The sequence below is a fragment of the Streptomyces sp. ADMS genome (assembly GCF_033441795.1).
Taxonomy (GTDB): domain Bacteria; phylum Actinomycetota; class Actinomycetes; order Streptomycetales; family Streptomycetaceae; genus Streptomyces.
Map to the genome: position 1 here is coordinate 41,122 of NZ_JAVFVX010000013.1, position 15,536 is coordinate 56,657.

Below are 15,536 nucleotides of genomic sequence, written 5' to 3' on the forward strand. Positions count from 1 at the left end.
CCTCCTCAACTGCCCGGCAGCCGGGGCAGCACCTTCGTGCGGTAGAAGTCGAAGAAGCCGCGCTGGTCGGGACCGATCTGGCTGACGTACACCCGGTCGAAGCCGGCGTCGGCGAAGGCGGACAGGGCCGAGACGTGTTCGTCCACGTCGGCGCCGCAGACCGTGTTCTCGCTCACCATGTTCTCGGTGACCAGCGGCTCCAGCTGCTCGAAGTGGCGTGGCGTGGGGAGGATCTGGGCCATCTCGCCGGGCAGCAGTTGGTTGGACCACAGCCGGTGCACCGTGCGGACGGCCTCCTCACGGTTGGGGCCGTAGCAGACCTTCGTACCGCCGCTGACGAGCCCCGCGCCCCCGCCGCCCTTGCGGAACTGGGTCGTGAGGTCCTCCTCGGGGCCCATGGTGATGTAGCCGTCGCCCACGCGGGCGGCGAGCGCGGTCGCCTGGGGGCCGAAGCCGGAGACGTCGATCGGGACGGGCTCGTCGGGAACGGTGTACAGGCGGGCGTTCTCGACGGTGTAGTGGGGGCCGTGGTGGGTGACCTCCTCGCCGGTGAACAGGCGGCGCATCACCTGGATCGCCTCCTCCAGCATCTCCAGGCGGATGTGCGCGGGCGCCCACCGGTCGCCGAGGATGTGCTCGTTCAGCGCCTCGCCGGTGCCGACGCCGAGCCGGAAACGCCCGTCCGTCATCACCGCGCTCGTCGCCGCCGCCTGGGCCACCACCGCCGGGTGCGTCCGTACGGTCGGGCAGGTCACGGCCGTCTCGATGGGCAGCGACACCGCCTGCGACAGCGCGCCGATCACGGACCACACAAAGGGACTCTGCCCCTGGGCGTCGTTCCACGGGTGGTAGTGGTCCGAGATCCACAGCGCCCGGAACCCGGCCTGTTCGGCCTGCCTCGCCTGCTCGCCGAGGTCCGCCGGACCGAATTCCTCGCACGCGAGGAAGTAGCCGTATTCGGGCATGGGGAAGCACCTCCGGAAAAGGGCGGGTCGGGGCGTGCTTCGGGTACCCAGCGGGCGACGGGGAAACCGGCACGCGGGTGGCAGGACCGCGGGCGGAACCGGCTTCGAGGGACGTTTGGGTGCCCTGACCAGGGGGACGCGGAAAGCTCGTACGGATGCTCATGACGGCATTCGCACGGTTGACCGAAGGCTCTGTACGCGAGACCCCGCCGGAGGCGAAAACGTGAGTCGACCCCGCGTCCTGATCGTCGGCGGCGGCTTCGCCGGGTACCAGACGGCCCGCACCCTGGCCCGGCTGACCCGGCAGAAGGCCGACATCACCCCGCTGAACCCGACCGACCACTTCCTGTGTCTGCCCCTGCTGCCACAGGTCGCCTCCGGAGTCCTGGAACCGCGTCGCGTCACCGTCTCCCTCCCCGGCACCCTGCCCCGGGTACGCCTGGTGCTCGGCGAGGCCGACGCCGACGGCATCGACCTCGAAGCGCGCACCGTGCGCTACACGGACCCCGAGGGCGAGAGCGGCATCCTCGGCTACGACCGGCTCGTCCTCGCCGTCGGCAGCGTCAACAAGCTGCTGCCCGTGCCCGGCGTCGCGGAGAACGCCCACGGCTTCCGCGGGCTGCCCGAGGCGCTGTATCCGCGCGACCACGTGACCCGGCAGGTAGAGCTGGCGGCATCCGCCGACGACCCCAAGAGCTGCGCCGCCCGCTGTACGTTCGTCGTGGTCGGCGCCGGCTACACCGGTACCGAGGTCGCCGCGCAGGGGCAGCTGTTCACCGACGCACTGGTACGCAAGCAGCCCCTGCGCGAAGGCATGCGGCCCCGCTGGCTGCTGCTCGACATCGCGCCGCGTGTCCCGCCCGAGCTGGACGAGAAACTGTCGCGCACCGCCGACCGGGTGCTGCGTCAACGGGGCGTCGACGTACGCACCAAAACCTCCGTCAAGGAGGCGACGGCCGGTGGAGTGCTGTTGTCCGACGGGGAGTTCGTCGACTCGCGCACCCTTGTGTGGTGTGTCGGGGTCCGCCCGGATCCTCCCCCACCCTTCGGGCGGGGGGACCCCCATCTCGCTTCGCTCGTCGAGAGCATCGGGCAGCCCCTGGAGCGCGGGCGGCTGATCGTCGATCCCTTCCTCCAGGTGCCGGGCCACCCCGAGGTGTTCGCGTGCGGGGACGCCGCCGCTGTACCCGACCTCGACAAACCCGGGCAGTTCACGGGGATGACAGCTCAGCACGCCTGGCGGCAGGGCAAGGTCGCCGCTCGCAACGTCGCCGCCTCGCTCGGCATCTGCTCACGACGCGCCTACCGCCATCGTGACCTCGGGTTCGTCGTCGATCTGGGCGGGGTCAAGGCCGCCGCCAACCCGCTCGGCGTCTCGTTGTCCGGGCCGCTCGCCGGTGCGGTCACCCGCGCGTACCACCTCGCGGTGATGCCCGGAAACCGGGTGCGGGTCGCGGCGGACTGGCTGCTGGACGCCGTACTGCCGCGCCAGGGCGTGCAGTTGGGGCTCGTACGGTCCTGGTCGGTGCCGCTGGACACGGCGTCGCCCGAACTGGCGCGGGTGCCGGGCGCGCGGAGGTCCCCGGGGCGGGACACGCAGCAGCCACCACAGCGGGCTCCGGAACAGTCCGCAGCATCGGAAGGAGAGTCGTGAAAACCGCCGAACCCCTGCAGAACAGCGCCGAACTCGTCGAACTGGGCCAGCAGTTGCGCGTCGACAGTATTCGGGCCTCGGCCGCCGCGAACTCCGGGCATCCGACCTCGTCCATGTCCGCCGCCGATCTGATGGCCGTACTCCTGGCCCGTCACTTCCGCTACGACTTCGACCGCCCGACCCACCCCGGCAACGACCGCTTCGTCCTCTCCAAGGGGCATGCCTCGCCGCTGCTCTACGCCGCCTACAAGGCGGTCGGCGCCATCGACGACGCCGAGCTGCTCACCTACCGCGGGCTCGGCAGCCGGCTCGAAGGGCATCCGACACCCCGGCGGCTGCCGTGGGTCGAGACGGCCACCGGGTCGCTCGGCCAGGGGCTGCCCGTGGCCGTCGGTATCGCGCTGGGCGGCAAGCGGCTCGACCGCACCGGGTACCGGGTGTGGGTGCTGTGCGGGGACAGCGAGCTGGCCGAGGGATCGGTGTGGGAGGCCGCCGAGCACGCCTCGTACGAGCAGCTCGACAATCTGGTCCTCGTCGTCGACGTCAACCGGCTCGGGCAGCGCGGGCCGACCCGGCACGGGCACGATCTCGACGCCTACGCCCGCCGGTTCAAGGCCTTCGGCTGGCACACCGTCGAGATCGACGGGCACGATGTCGAGGCCATCGACCGTGCCTACGGCGAGGCCGAGTCCACGGCCCGGCAGCCTGTCGTCATCCTTGCCCGCACGCTCAAGGGCAAGGGAGTCGCGGCCGTCGAGGACCGCGAGGGGCTGCACGGCAAACCGCTGAAGGACGCCGCCGAGGCGATCGCCGAACTCGGCGGTGTCCGCGAGCTCCGCATCCGCCCGCCCGAGCCGCGCGCCGCCCGGGCGCTGCACGCCGTACGGGCCGGGCACCTCGAACCGCCCCGCTGGGGCGAGGGCGACGAGATCCCCACCCGGGACGCCTACGGGCAGGCGCTCGCCGCGCTCGGCAACGCCCGGGGCGATGTCGTGGCCCTCGACGGCGAGGTGAGCGACTCGACGCGCGCCGAGGCCTTCGCCAAGGAATACCCGGACCGGTTCTTCGAGTGCTACATCGCCGAACAGCAACTGGTCGCCGCCGCCGTGGGGTTGGCGACGCGCGGCTGGATTCCGTACGCGTCGACGTTCGCTGCCTTCATGACGCGCGCACACGATTTCCTGCGGATGGCGGCGGTCAGCGGAGTCGGCATCAATCTCGTCGGCTCGCACGCGGGCGTCGCGATCGGGCAGGACGGGCCCTCCCAGATGGGCCTGGAGGACCTGGCGATGTTCCGCGCGCTGCACGGTTCGACGGTGCTGTACCCGTGCGACGCCCACCAGACCGCGCGGCTCGTCGCCACGATGGCGGGCCTCGACGGCATCCGGTATCTGCGCACCTCGCGCGGCGGGACACCGGTGCTGTACGGGCCCGACGAGGAGTTTCCCGTCGGCGGCAGCAAGGTGCTGCGCTCCGCCGGGCGCGAGGACCGGCTGACGGTGGTCGCGGCGGGCGTGACCGTCCACGAGGCGCTGGCCGCCGCCGTCGCGCTCGACGCCCAGGGCATTCCGGTGCGGGTCATCGACCTGTACTCCGTCAAGCCCGTCGACCGGCTCACGCTGCGCCGGGCCGCCGAGGAGACGGGCTGTCTGCTCACCGTCGAGGACCACCGTGAGGAGGGCGGCATCGGGGACGCGGTCCTCGACGCCTTCCTCGACGGACGGCCGGTGCCCCGTATGGCGCGCCTCGCCGTCCGTACGATGCCAGGCTCGGCGAGTCCCGACGAACAACTGCGCGCCGCCGGCATCGACGCCGAGGCGATCATGGCGGCGGGCCGACTGCTCGTGGAGGAAGCGATCGCGCCATGAGCGGCACCGACGTGACGGCGGGTGCGGGCCGACCGGCGGACGGCAGACCCGTACCGACCCGTGGGGCGGGGTGACGGGTCGCGGGCGGGCGCGCGGGGGCCGCCGCGGCGAAGGCTCGACAGGGGCTGAGCGCGGAGGGCCACCGCCGTTCGCCCGAGGCGCGCACCGGACTTCTCCAGCTGGAACAGCGGTGGGAGGCGGGCGAGATCGACGACGGGGAGCCCGGCCGTCGCGAGGGCGAATTTCCTGACCGACCGGAGACAGACCTGCGCACAGGCGCGGGCACCGACAAGGGACGGCACGACAAATGAACCGAGTGGAACTGGGCCTCGCGGTAGGGGCCGGCTACGTCCTCGGACGTACGAAAACACTGAAACTGGTCTTCGCCGTCGGCGTCCTGGCGGCCGGCAAGCGGATGCAGCTGAGCCCGCGGGCGCTCACCGACCTGGTGCGGCTGCAACTACGCGACAACCCGCGTTTCAAGGAGATCGGCGACCAGCTGCGCGAGGACCTGTGGGACCTCGCCAGAGCCGCGTCCAGTGCGATGGCCGAGCGGCAGGCCGGGATACCGGCCGACCGTCCGTACGGCCGCGCGGGCGAGGTCCGCGACAACCCGAGGGCGTAAGCGGACGGCCGCCAAAGGTGCCCAGGGCGTTCGCCGGCGAATTGCAGTGGCCACTTCCGGACGAGGTTCAAGCAATTCATGGAACGACTGCGGCCCGAGGACCAGAATCTGGTCCTCGGGCCGCTCAGCCCCTGCTTCCCAGGGGCTGATCATTTGCCGATACCGGCTACCAGCGATACCAACGACCCTTTGATCCGCTCGCGCTCGTGCCTCGCACCAGGAAGCCCAGTAGCCAGACGACGAGCACGATGAGTGCGATCCACCAGAGTATTTCCACCGCGAATCCGGCACCGAAGAGAATCAGGGCCAGAAGCAGTACGAGCAGAATGGGAACCATTGTGAACCTCCTGCACTCCGGGTTTCCCGAAATCGGCGTCTCAGACATCGGCCGAGCGGATCAGGCGGCGATCAGGCGGCCTTTCTGCAGAGAATCTCTCCGTGCGGCACCGTGAACCAGGCGTCTTTCCGCCCTCCCCACTCCTGCCAGGCCTCCGAGACCGCCCGCAGCTGCTCCGGCGTCGCCAGCCCGCCTTCGGTCGCCCGGTCGGCGTACGCCGACTCGAGTGTCCGGTCCGCCCACAGGCCGCTCCACCAGGCGATCTCGTCGGCGTCCGCGAACGTCCAGGTGCTGGAGGTGGCCGTGATGTCCGTGAGCCCGGCCCGCAGCGCCCAGGACTTCAGCCGACGCCCCGCGTCCGGCTCGCCCCCGTTGGCGCGGGCCACCCGGCGGTACAGGTCCAGCCAGGCGTCCATGCCCTCCGATGCCGGATACCAGGCCATGGCCAGGTAGTCCGACTCGCGGACGGCGACGTACCCGCCCGGTCTGGTGACCCTGTGCATCTCGCGCAGCGCCCGCACCGGGTCACCCACGTGCTGGAGCACCTGATGGGCGTGGACCACGCAGAACGTGTCGTCCGGGTAGTCCAGCGCGTGGATGTCCGCGACCGCGAACCCGACGTTCCCGAGACCCCGTTCGGCCGCTGTGGCCCTGGCCTGGTCCAGGATGCCCGGCGCTCGGTCGACGCCGGTGACCTGCCCGTCGGGAACCAGTTCGGCCAGGTCCGCGGTGATCGTGCCCGGGCCGCAGCCGATGTCGAGGATCCTCATGTGCGGCTTCAGCGAGCCGAGGAGGTACGCCGCCGAGTTGGCGGCGGTGCGCCAGGTGTGCGAGCGGAGCACGGACTCGTGGTGCCCGTGCGTGTAGACGGCGGTCTCCTGTGGCTGCGACTGCGGCTTGGACATGACCGTGCCCCTTCTCGTCTTCTCGAGCGACCAGCTTCGAACGACTCGCTCGTCACCGTACGCAGCCGTGCCGAATAATGAGACCCTCGTCTTGTAATGTGGACAAGAGGAGGTGAGGGAAGGTCAGTTCGGGTCCAGCGGGCGGTAGACCGTCAGCGCTTCCGGGAGCTTGTCGAGCGTCACGCCGCCCGCCACCTCCGTGGCCTCGCCGTCGTACGCGAGAAGGGTGCCCGGCGCTACGTCGTCCACCTGGAGACGGTGGACCAGGACCCCCGCGTGAGCGGGGGATCGCGTCAACGGGCCCGCCACGGCCGCCGCCAGGAGGCGCAGCGCCGGCCCCCGTCCGCCGTGCACCACCCGTACGTCGAGCCGTCCGTCCGCCAGATCGAGCCGACGGGCCGGTACGAGACCCGAGCGGTGGTAGGTGCCGTTGCCCGCGAACAGCAGCCACAACGGGCGCCGTCCGCCCTGGAGTTGAGTTTCCAGGGGATGGTGGTCGGCGCGCAGCACCCGTACCGCCGCGAGCACCCCGGCCGGCCAGTCACCGATCCGGTCGGACCAGCGCTCCCGTTCACGCACCAGCTCCGGGTAGACGCCCAGGCTGCAGTTGTTGAGGAAGACTCCCTCCTGGTCCCCGGACCGGAACCGCCCCACGTCCACGCGCACCGCCTCGCCCCGCCGTACCGCCCGGCCGACGTCCTGGGCGTCCTTGACACCCAGGTCGAGCGTGAAGTGGTTGAGCGTGCCGCCGGGCAGTACCGCGAGCGGCCGTCCACGGCGCAGGGCGATCCCGGCGGCCGTGTTCACCGTGCCGTCGCCGCCGCACACGCCGAGCACCTGACAGCGGGCCGCCGCCTTCTCCAGTTCGTCCCGAAGGTCCTCCGGCGCGCACTCCACGATCTCCGCCAGCGGCAGCGCGTCCTCCAGGGCGCGGACCCGGTCCGCGGTGCCCGCCGCCGTGTTCGCCACCAGGATCAGACCCTCGCCGTCGGGCAGCGCCGGGACCGTGGCGTGCGGCCGGGCCGGGGGCGCGGAGCGGTCGCGGGTCGGCACGAGCCTCCGTACGGCGAACGCGGCGCCCGCGCCCAGGACCGCGCCGGCCAGCACGTCACTGGGGAAGTGGACGCCGGTGTAGACCCGGGACATCGCCACCGAGAAGGCGACCGGCGCCACCACTGCCCCCAGGCCCCGGGACTCCAGGGCGACCCCGGTCGCGAAAGCGGCCGCCGACGCCGCGTGACCGGACGGGAACGACGTGGTGATCGGCTGCCGCTTCAGCTGCCTGGCCAGCGGTACGGGGTCCAGAACGGGGCGTGGGCGGCGTACCGAGCGCTTGCCGACCGTGTTGATCGTCGCGGAGGCCACGGCGAGGGAGACGAGGCCCCGGGCGGCGGCCCGGCGGGCCCGGGGGCTCCCGGTGACCGCCAGGGCGGCGGCTGTCGCGAACCACAGGACGCCGTGGTTCGCGCTGCGGCTCAGCCTCGGCAGGACGGGCTCGGCACCCGGCCAGTGCAGGGTGGCGGAGGCCTCGAACACCCGGGAGTCGAGATTCAGCAGGTGCTTGCGCAGGGCGTGGCGGCCGGGCTGCGGAATGGTGAAGTCGAAGTCTGCGGTCATGCACCTCTGGGTACCCTGAAGTGAGCCTGCTTGTCTTGTCGGACGAGTCCTTCGCGGTCGTCGGCCGCACGAGTCAGGGGGCTTTCGCAAGGTCGTGGGCGAGAGGGAAGTCGTATGCGTCTGCTGCTGATCCGGCACGGTCAGACCCCGTCGAACGTGAAGCACCTGCTGGACACCGCGGTTCCGGGGCCCGGACTGACCGAGCTGGGGGAGCGGCAGGCCGAAGCGCTGCGGGAGGCGCTCGCGGGCGAGGACATCGACGCGCTGTACGCCTCCACCCTGACCCGTACGCAACTGACCGCGGCCCCGATGGCAGGGGCGCGCGGCCTCGACGTACAGATACGCGACGGCATTCGTGAGGTGTCCGCCGGGGACCTGGAGATGCTGCCCGGCGACTCCGAGACCGCGCACACGTACATGACCACTTTGTTCGCGTGGTCGGCCGGTGACACGGAGCCGCGGATGCCGGGCGGGGAGAACGGCGTAGAGGTGCTCGGGCGGTTCGACGCGGTCGTCGCGGAGGCCGCCGACAGCGGGGCCGGCACGGTCGCGATGGTCAGCCACGGTGCCGTGATCCGGATGTGGACGGCCGCTCGCGCGGACAACGTCGACGTGCCCTACGCCGCCGAGCACCGGCTCGACAACACCGGCGTGGTCGTCCTGGAGGGCTCGCCGGAAGACGGCTGGAAGGCCCTGTCCTGGGCCGGCGCGGTCGTCGCGGTGGCCGGGCCGGGTACGGGCAGCGGGCCGGCGGGGGAAGCGCTGCACGGTTAGAGCCTGTCGCTGGATCACGCCTGGGCGCGGGGTGTGGCACGCACTTCCCCGGAGGGGCCCAGCGGCGTTGCCGTCGGTTGCCGGCTCCCCCGCTCTCGACCGCGCTCAAGCCGGGAACCTCCATCGCGTGACGCCCTCCTCCGCCGTGCAGCCGCACCCACCACACCCCGCTCACCTGACCCGATGAGGCGCCGCAGCCTGAAGCCGGCGTGATCCGGACGCCAGGCCCCAGCCGCGTGCGGTCACGCGCGCGTGACCGCACGCGGCGGTGCGGGTCTGCGTTTATGGGTTTGCCCGAGGTCGTGGTCGGCCCGCAGAATGCGTCCTCATGGGACACCTCGAAGCAGCGCACCTTGAGTACTACCTTCCCGACGGGAGGGCGCTGCTCGGCGATGTTTCGTTCCGGGTGGGCGAGGGGGCCGTCGTGGCCCTCGTGGGCCCCAACGGCGCCGGGAAGACGACTCTGCTGCGGCTGATCTCCGGCGAACTGAAACCGCACGGCGGGACCGTCAACGTGAGCGGCGGGCTCGGCGTGATGCGCCAGTTCGTGGGCTCCGTACGGGACGAGACGACCGTACGGGACCTGCTCGTCTCGGTCGCCACACCACGGATCCAGGAGGCCGCCAAGGCGGTCGACCTGGCCGAGCACGGCATGCTGACCGTCGACGACGAGGCGGCCCAGCTCCAGTACGCGCAGGCGCTCTCCGACTGGGCCGAGGCGCGCGGCTACGAGGCCGAGACCCTGTGGGACATGTGCACCACGGCCGCGCTCGGAGTGCCGTACGAGAAGGCCCAGTGGCGGCTGGTGCGCACGCTGTCCGGCGGTGAGCAGAAGCGGCTGGTGCTGGAGGCGCTGCTGCGCGGCACGGACGAGGTGCTGCTGCTCGACGAGCCCGACAACTATCTCGACGTACCGGGCAAGCGGTGGCTGGAGGAGCGGCTCGCGGAGACCCGTAAGACGGTGCTCTTCGTCTCCCACGACAGGGAGTTGCTCTCCCGGTCCGCCCAGAAGATCGTGTCCGTCGAACCCGGGCCCGCCGGCGCGGACGCGTGGGTGCACGGCGCAGGGTTCGCCACCTATCACGAGGCGCGGCGTGAACGGTTCGCGCGCTTCGAGGAGTTGCGGCGGCGCTGGGACGAGAAGCACGCCCAGCTGAAGAAGCTGGTGCTGAACCTCCGTCAGGCGGCTTCCATCAGCCATGAGTTGGCATCCCGCTATCAGGCCGCGCAGACCAGGCTGCGGAAGTTCGAGGAGGCGGGGCCGCCGCCCGAGCCGCCGCGCGAGCAGGACATCACCATGCGACTCAAGGGCGGCCGTACCGGCGTAAGGGCCGTCACCTGCAAGGGACTTGAGCTCACCGGGCTGATGCAACCCTTCGACCTGGAGGTCTTCTACGGCGAACGGGTCGCCGTACTCGGCTCCAACGGCTCCGGCAAGTCGCACTTCCTGCGGCTGCTCGCCGGGGAGACCGTGAACCACGCGGGCGAGTGGAAGCTCGGGGCGCGGGTCGTGCCCGGGCACTTCGCGCAGACGCACGCCCATCCCGAGCTGGAGGGCCGTACGCTCCTCGACATCCTGTGGGGTGAGCACTCCCAGGACCGGGGCGCCGCCATGTCCCGGCTGCGCCGCTACGAGCTGACCGCCCAGGCCGAGCAGCGTTTCGAGCGGCTCTCCGGGGGGCAGCAGGCCCGTTTCCAGATCCTGCTTCTGGAACTGGAGGGCGTCACGGCGCTGTTGCTGGACGAGCCGACGGACAACCTGGACCTGGAGTCCGCCGAGGCCCTCCAGGAGGGGCTGGAGGCGTTCGAAGGCACGGTTCTCGCCGTCACGCACGACCGTTGGTTCGCTCGTTCGTTCGATCGCTATCTGGTTTTCGGCAGCGACGGGCGGGTCCGTGAGACCCCGGAGCCGGTGTGGGACGAGCGACGGGTGGAGCGGGCGCGGTAGGGGCTTCGCCCGAGCGGCCACGGGTACCCGGGCCGTATCGAAGGACTCTACGGAGCAGGGGTGCCACCATGAACGGAGTCGACCCGGGCCGGCTGGACGACCAGCAGCTGATGAAGGAGCTGGAGACGATCCACCGCACCCGCCACGACACGCTGCTGCACGGCTCGAACGACGCGCTGCGCGCCCACAACGGCCGTATGGCGCAGTTGGAGGGCGAGTACCTGCGCCGCCATCCGCGCCGCCCGATCGCCGCGGGCCGTACCCGTGAGGGCGCCCGGGACCGGGACTGCACGCAGGAGTCAGAGAAGTGACCGGTGCCGCTGCCGGGAGCCCGACGGCTCCCGGAGCGGCACCAGCGGCGGCGGTGACTCTCAGCGGCGCACCGGGGGTCGAATCCCGTGCCGATGGGCCGCGACCGCCGCGACGGGGGCGAGGCTGCCGGTGGCCGGAGGCCTCAGCCGGCGGTCCTCTTGCCGAACTCGGCCACTAGTGCCTCGCAGAATGCCTTCAGATCGTCGGGTTTGCGGCTGGTGATCAGGATGTTGGGCCCGTGGTCGCAGATCCGCACCTGCTCGTCCACCCAGTCGCCGCCCGCGTTGCGGATGTCGGTGCGCAAACTCGGCCACGACGTGAGCACCCGGCCGCGCACGACGTCCGCCTCCACGAGTGTCCACGGGGCGTGGCAGATCGCGGCGACCGGAAGGCCCCGGTCGAAGAAGTCCCGGACGAGAGCGACGGCACGCTCGTCCGTGCGCAGGAAGTCCGGGTTGGCCACGCCGCCGGGCAGCACCAGCCCGTCGAAGGACTCGGCCGGTGCCTCGCCGGCCACCTCGTCCACGGGAAAGGTGTCCGCCTTGTCGAGATGGTCGAAGGCCTGAATCTCACCCCGCTCCGTCGACACGAGCACGGGTTCCCCGCCCGCGTCGGCCACCGCCTGCCACGGCTCGGTGAGTTCGATCTGTTCGACGCCCTCGGGGGCGGTCAGAAAAGCGATACGCATGTGTCTCGGTGTCCCTTCTTCAGGCGGGGGCGGGGCCCGACGTTCCCGGCATGCCCCGGAGACTGTCCGGCGCGGCCCGGCTGATGTCGGCGAGCACGGAACCCGGGTCCCGCGACACCGCGAGGTCACCCAGGCTGACCATGCCGACCGGCTTCCCGTGCGAGACGACCGGCAGCCGGCGCACCGCGTGCTCGCGCATCAGCGTGACGGCGGTGGACACCGCCTCGTCGGGACCGATCACCACCGGGTCGGGCGTGCACACCGTCCCGGCACTCACGGTGAGCGGATCGGCGCCCTCCGCCACGGCCCGCACCATGATGTCGCGGTCGGTGAGTACCCCGACCAGCACCCCTTGGTCCGCCACGAGGACATCGCCGATGTCCTCGGCCCGCATCAGCTGCGCCGCGTCGACGAGCGTGGCGCCCGGCGGCACCGCGACGACCCGGGGTGTCATGACGTCCCTGACGAGCTCGGTCATGATCGCGGGTCCCTTCCGGTGGTGCCAGCGGATGCGGAACCGCTCACGACCGCCTCGGCGAGCTTCTGCACGGAGCCGTAGCGGGCGTCCCCGGGAAGCTGCTCCAGAGGCTCGACCAGCGTGTCGGGGGCGTGCCCGGCGCGCATGAGGCGGCGCAGTTCGCGTGGGCCGGCCGGGAAGGACGTACGGCTCAGGAAGCGGGCCAGTTCGAAGCGCACCGTCTCGATCCCGGCCGGCGCTCGGCCGGGAGCCACCGGACCGCCCGCGATCCACGGGTCGTCCTCGGCGGCGGGCTCCGGGTCGTGCCACTCCTCGGTGCGGGTGGGATGGCCGGACCTGAGCAGGCTCTGGACCTCGTGTTTCATCTCGTCGTCGCGATGGGCGCTGACACGGCCGCTGCCTCGTTGCATGACTGCCTCCAGACTTCGAGGGTGCCCGCCGCGTACCCGAGGATCCGCTGCCGACACACCTGCCCGGAGCTTCCCGCGCCCGGACTTCTCCCGGCTCCGCACCCGGACCGCGGGAAATGCCCGTCCCTTCGCCCTGAACCCTGGCGGACCGTCGCGCCCCGGTCGGCCTGGCGTCGTACCGGCCGTTCAGGAGGTGGATCGCGCCGTGCCCGGAGGTGGCCGCGCGTACTCCGGGGCGATTGCCGAACTCGGCGTGGCCGACCGTCTCGAACGCGCACATCTCCACGTGCCGGGACTGGACGCTGCGCCGTTCCGCGGACGCCTCGGACCCGGTGGGGCCGGTTCCCGGCACGGCCCCGGGTGGCGAGCGGACCGTTGATGCCGTCGCCGGGACAGACCGAAGGCCTCCACCACGCCCCAGAAGGAGATACGTAGAGGTGGTTCTGGCCGAGTCACCACGTGGCACCGCGGAAAACCTGTTCGCCGCGCACACCTGTTTACCGCGCAAAGGGCGGGGCAGGCGCACATCAGTGCTTCGGACAGGAGGCACGTCCGTGGGAGCGGCTTACCGCCGGCCCGGATGTGTCTGTCCGGGTGGTGCGCGACCTCCCACGGGGACCCGTCCAACCCAAGCACTCCAAGGGAGTTGCGACGCACCATGCGAACGCAAACGAGTCCGAAGCGCCACCCTCACAACGACGCCCCCGACACCGCGGAGGCGTTCCGCAGGCTTGCGGCGCTTCCTCCCGGCCAGCAGCGTGACACACTCCGGGCGAAGATCGTCGAGGCCTGGCTGCCCATGGCCGCCCGGCTCGCGGGCCGCTTCCGGAGCCGGGGCGAGAGCCTGGACGACCTGCGTCAGGTGGCCGCGCTGGGCCTGGTCAAGGCCGTCGACCGCTACGACCCCGAGCTCGGGAACGCCTTCGAGAGTTACGCCGTACCCACAATCACCGGTGAGATCAAGCGGCACTTCCGTGACCACATGTGGACCCTGCACGTACCGCGCCGGGTCCAGGACCTGCGCAACCGTGTGCGGTTCGCCACCCAGAACCTGTCGCAGACGATCTCGGGCCGCAGGCCCACCGTCGCCGAGATCGCCGAGCACGCCAACATGAGCGAGGAGGACGTCAAGGTCGGTCTGGAGGCGCTGGAGAGCTTCACCGCGCTCTCCCTCGACGCCGAACTGCCCGGCAGCGAGGACGGATACTCCCTCAGCGACGCGCTCGGCGCACCCGACCCGGCCCTCGACATCGTCATCGACCGCGAGGCCGTCAAGCCGCGGCTGCGGGCGCTGCCCGAGCGTGAACGTGCCATCCTCTACATGCGGTTCTTCGGGGACATGACGCAGAGCCGCATCGCCGAGCAGCTCGGCATCTCCCAGATGCATGTCTCCCGCCTGATCAGCCGCTCCTGCAACCGGCTGCGGGACCAGGTCATGAAGGACGCGGCCTGACCGACCGGTCCGGGGCCGTTCACCGCCAACTCGTGTACGGCCGAGGCGGTATGACGAGAGAACATGTCCGTCGTCCGCGCCTCCGCCGTCGAGAGCGCCGGCCGGGTGCTGCGGAAGCAGGGGAAGCATCCCGTGTACGACGCCGTCGCGGGCCGGCGGTTCACACGGCAGGGACGTCACGTTCGCAGGCCCGGAATCGGTACGCCGGTCGCGTGGTGGCCGAAGGCGTCCGGGGCGTCGGGACGCACGTACGGCGCGGGGGAGCCCACCCGGCGACGACCAGGGGACAGTCTGCAGGATCCTGTGCCGCGACCGCTCCTACCGCGCCGCGCTCAGGGAGCTGGAACAGCTCGGCACCGCCTGCGCACCAGGCTTGTCGTCGACCGGTCGTCCGGCATCGTCATACAGGTCCTGGGCTGTGACGCCGGCGACGCCTTCGCCGTCCAGCGCCGTATCTCGCAGGGCGTCAACCGCAAACTGTCCGGGGGTACCGCGCATGTTGTCGCCCGGCGCGGACGCGGTCCGGAGGGGGAGCCGGTCTCCCTGTCGGACCGACGCCCGGTCCAGGGACGGACGAGGGCGGGCGGGCCCGGGCATCTTCACCCGCTCGGGCGCGCCCGTCCCGCGAATGGGGCCCGGCCGCGCGCGCTCCGCCGCCGGTCGGGCTGTGATGGGCTGCGGGGCATCACCCGACGTGCCCCGCTGCCGTCGCTCGAAGGAGCCCCGCCATGCGCCGCACCGCCCGTGTCCTGTCCGCCGCCGCCCTGGCCGGTGCCGCCCTGGGCACCGCCGCCTCGGCGGCGTCCGCGGACGCCGCCGGGGAGGTCAGCCCGGGCACCGTCGGCCCCGGCGGCACCGTCACCGTCTCCGTGGCCTGCGAGGCGACCGGCGGGACCCCGCCCCCGGCCATCGACGCGCACTCCCAGGGCTTCGAGCAGGGCACCGTCCAGCTTCAGCAGGTTCCCGGCAACGGCGACCCGGCGGCCGGACCCGCCTACAGCGGCACCGCGAAGATCGCGCCCGCCGGGACCTTCGAGGGCGGTCAGAACGCGAGCGGGCCCGCATCCGAATGGTCCGCCGACGGTACGTGCCCCGGGCAGGCCGGCGGCGAAGGCAAGACGTGGAAGGCGACGTTCACAGTGACGCGCGACGGCACCGGGACCGGCACGTGCGGCACCGACTCCCACGGAACCGACCCGCAGGGCGTGTCCTCCTGCCCCACGCACACCCCCGCGCCCACTCCCGCTCCGGTGCAGCGCGGGGTGCAGGCTGGGCAGGGCGGCGCCTTCACCGACTCCGTGCCGGCCCTCGTCGCCGGGGGAGTGCTGATCGCGGGCGCGGCCGGGGCCGCAGTACACCGGCTGCGCCGCAGGGCGACGTCCGCACGCGGCTGACCGGGGTGCCGCCCGTGCGGCGTCCGTGACCGGCCCGAGCAGCCGGAACCATCAGCGGCATCGGCGACCGTGCGGAGGCTGGTATGTGGCGAGCGGGTTGTCGGGGGG

At 71.9% G+C, this 15,536-nt stretch carries 14 protein-coding genes and 1 pseudogene; 8 read left to right on the top strand and 7 right to left on the bottom strand.

The features are described from left to right. Window positions 1–5: 5 nt before the first annotated feature. Window positions 6–965: a TIGR03557 family F420-dependent LLM class oxidoreductase gene (locus RB628_RS08705; RefSeq protein WP_318319728.1), complete on the bottom strand. Its 960-nt coding sequence runs from the start codon at window positions 963–965 to the stop codon at window positions 6–8. Window positions 966–1,188: 223 nt separating this feature from the next. Here RB628_RS08705 and RB628_RS08710 point away from each other — a divergent pair, with 223 nt between their 5' ends. From RB628_RS08710 to RB628_RS08720, 3 genes and pseudogenes are all read left to right on the top strand, one after another. Then, entirely contained in the window at window positions 1,189–2,619 is a 1,431-nt protein-coding gene (locus tag RB628_RS08710; RefSeq protein ID WP_318319729.1) for an NAD(P)/FAD-dependent oxidoreductase, read from the top strand. Continuing rightward, window positions 2,616–4,487: a transketolase gene (locus RB628_RS08715; protein WP_318319730.1), complete on the top strand. Its 1,872-nt coding sequence runs from the start codon at window positions 2,616–2,618 to the stop codon at window positions 4,485–4,487. Before RB628_RS08710 ends, RB628_RS08715 begins: the two co-directional genes overlap by 4 nt. A 307-nt stretch (window positions 4,488–4,794) precedes the next feature. Next, a pseudogene (locus tag RB628_RS08720) lies at window positions 4,795–5,097 on the top strand (DNA primase); the annotation flags it as partial. A 181-nt stretch (window positions 5,098–5,278) separates the two neighbouring features. On the opposite strand, the gene RB628_RS08725 reads toward RB628_RS08720, so the two are convergent. From RB628_RS08725 to RB628_RS08735, 3 genes are all read right to left on the bottom strand, one after another. Next, window positions 5,279–5,449 carry a hydrophobic protein gene (locus RB628_RS08725; RefSeq protein WP_318319731.1) on the bottom strand — a complete coding sequence of 57 codons (171 nt, stop codon included), beginning with the start codon at window positions 5,447–5,449 and terminating at the stop codon, window positions 5,279–5,281. A gap of 71 nt (window positions 5,450–5,520) precedes the next feature. After that, complete coding sequence (locus RB628_RS08730) at window positions 5,521–6,354, bottom strand: class I SAM-dependent methyltransferase (RefSeq protein WP_318319732.1); 834 nt, start codon at window positions 6,352–6,354, stop codon at window positions 5,521–5,523. 123 nt (window positions 6,355–6,477) lie between these two features. Continuing rightward, on the bottom strand, window positions 6,478–7,971 hold the full coding sequence (locus RB628_RS08735) for a bifunctional phosphatase PAP2/diacylglycerol kinase family protein (protein WP_318319733.1): 1,494 nt from the start codon (window positions 7,969–7,971) through the stop codon (window positions 6,478–6,480). Between the two features lie 114 nt (window positions 7,972–8,085). On the opposite strand from RB628_RS08735, the gene RB628_RS08740 reads away from it, so the two are divergent. The 3 genes from RB628_RS08740 to RB628_RS08750 all read left to right on the top strand — a co-directional run bounded on the left by RB628_RS08740 (window position 8,086) and on the right by RB628_RS08750 (window position 11,004). Beyond that, a complete protein-coding gene (locus RB628_RS08740) occupies window positions 8,086–8,745 on the top strand; it encodes a histidine phosphatase family protein (RefSeq protein ID WP_318319734.1) in 660 nt (219 codons plus the stop codon). Window positions 8,746–9,073: 328 nt separating this feature from the next. Next, a complete protein-coding gene (locus RB628_RS08745) occupies window positions 9,074–10,693 on the top strand; it encodes an ABC-F family ATP-binding cassette domain-containing protein (protein ID WP_318319735.1) in 1,620 nt (539 codons plus the stop codon). A gap of 68 nt (window positions 10,694–10,761) precedes the next feature. Continuing rightward, window positions 10,762–11,004 carry a DUF6158 family protein gene (locus tag RB628_RS08750; RefSeq protein ID WP_318319736.1) on the top strand — a complete coding sequence of 81 codons (243 nt, stop codon included), beginning with the start codon at window positions 10,762–10,764 and terminating at the stop codon, window positions 11,002–11,004. A gap of 143 nt (window positions 11,005–11,147) precedes the next feature. Here the strand turns inward: RB628_RS08750 and RB628_RS08755 are convergent, their stop codons facing one another. From RB628_RS08755 to RB628_RS08765, 3 genes are read right to left on the bottom strand one after another with little or no spacing between them, the layout of a single operon-like run. Then, entirely contained in the window at window positions 11,148–11,693 is a 546-nt protein-coding gene (locus tag RB628_RS08755) for a type 1 glutamine amidotransferase domain-containing protein (protein WP_318319737.1), read from the bottom strand. A gap of 19 nt (window positions 11,694–11,712) precedes the next feature. Next, window positions 11,713–12,171 carry a CBS domain-containing protein gene (locus tag RB628_RS08760; RefSeq protein WP_318319738.1) on the bottom strand — a complete coding sequence of 153 codons (459 nt, stop codon included), beginning with the start codon at window positions 12,169–12,171 and terminating at the stop codon, window positions 11,713–11,715. Then, the gene (locus tag RB628_RS08765; protein WP_318319739.1) at window positions 12,168–12,581 is read right to left on the bottom strand and encodes a DUF2795 domain-containing protein; all 414 of its coding nucleotides are present in this window, start codon (window positions 12,579–12,581) and stop codon (window positions 12,168–12,170) included. The genes RB628_RS08760 and RB628_RS08765 overlap by 4 nt, the downstream gene beginning before the upstream one ends. A 658-nt stretch (window positions 12,582–13,239) precedes the next feature. On the opposite strand from RB628_RS08765, the gene RB628_RS08770 reads away from it, so the two are divergent. Further along, a complete protein-coding gene (locus tag RB628_RS08770; RefSeq protein ID WP_318319740.1) occupies window positions 13,240–14,034 on the top strand; it encodes an RNA polymerase sigma factor SigF in 795 nt (264 codons plus the stop codon). A 728-nt stretch (window positions 14,035–14,762) separates the two neighbouring features. Continuing rightward, window positions 14,763–15,428 carry a hypothetical protein gene (locus tag RB628_RS08775; protein WP_318319741.1) on the top strand — a complete coding sequence of 222 codons (666 nt, stop codon included), beginning with the start codon at window positions 14,763–14,765 and terminating at the stop codon, window positions 15,426–15,428. Window positions 15,429–15,536 lie beyond the last annotated feature (108 nt).

Bases quoted from the DNA above. Each gene is read 5' to 3' on its own strand.
- RB628_RS08760 (WP_318319738.1), bottom strand. From the start codon at position 12,171: ATGACCGAGCTCGTCAGGGACGTCATGACACCCCGGGTCGTCGCGGTG.
- RB628_RS08765 (WP_318319739.1), bottom strand. From the start codon at position 12,581: ATGCAACGAGGCAGCGGCCGTGTCAGCGCCCATCGCGACGACGAGATG.
- RB628_RS08745 (WP_318319735.1), top strand. From the start codon at position 9,074: ATGGGACACCTCGAAGCAGCGCACCTTGAGTACTACCTTCCCGACGGG.
- RB628_RS08705 (WP_318319728.1), bottom strand. From the start codon at position 965: ATGCCCGAATACGGCTACTTCCTCGCGTGCGAGGAATTCGGTCCGGCG.
- RB628_RS08740 (WP_318319734.1), top strand. From the start codon at position 8,086: ATGCGTCTGCTGCTGATCCGGCACGGTCAGACCCCGTCGAACGTGAAG.
- RB628_RS08755 (WP_318319737.1), bottom strand. From the start codon at position 11,693: ATGCGTATCGCTTTTCTGACCGCCCCCGAGGGCGTCGAACAGATCGAA.
- RB628_RS08725 (WP_318319731.1), bottom strand. From the start codon at position 5,449: ATGGTTCCCATTCTGCTCGTACTGCTTCTGGCCCTGATTCTCTTCGGT.
- RB628_RS08770 (WP_318319740.1), top strand. From the start codon at position 13,240: ATGCGAACGCAAACGAGTCCGAAGCGCCACCCTCACAACGACGCCCCC.
- RB628_RS08775 (WP_318319741.1), top strand. From the start codon at position 14,763: ATGCGCCGCACCGCCCGTGTCCTGTCCGCCGCCGCCCTGGCCGGTGCC.
- RB628_RS08730 (WP_318319732.1), bottom strand. From the start codon at position 6,354: ATGTCCAAGCCGCAGTCGCAGCCACAGGAGACCGCCGTCTACACGCAC.
- RB628_RS08735 (WP_318319733.1), bottom strand. From the start codon at position 7,971: ATGACCGCAGACTTCGACTTCACCATTCCGCAGCCCGGCCGCCACGCC.
- RB628_RS08750 (WP_318319736.1), top strand. From the start codon at position 10,762: ATGAACGGAGTCGACCCGGGCCGGCTGGACGACCAGCAGCTGATGAAG.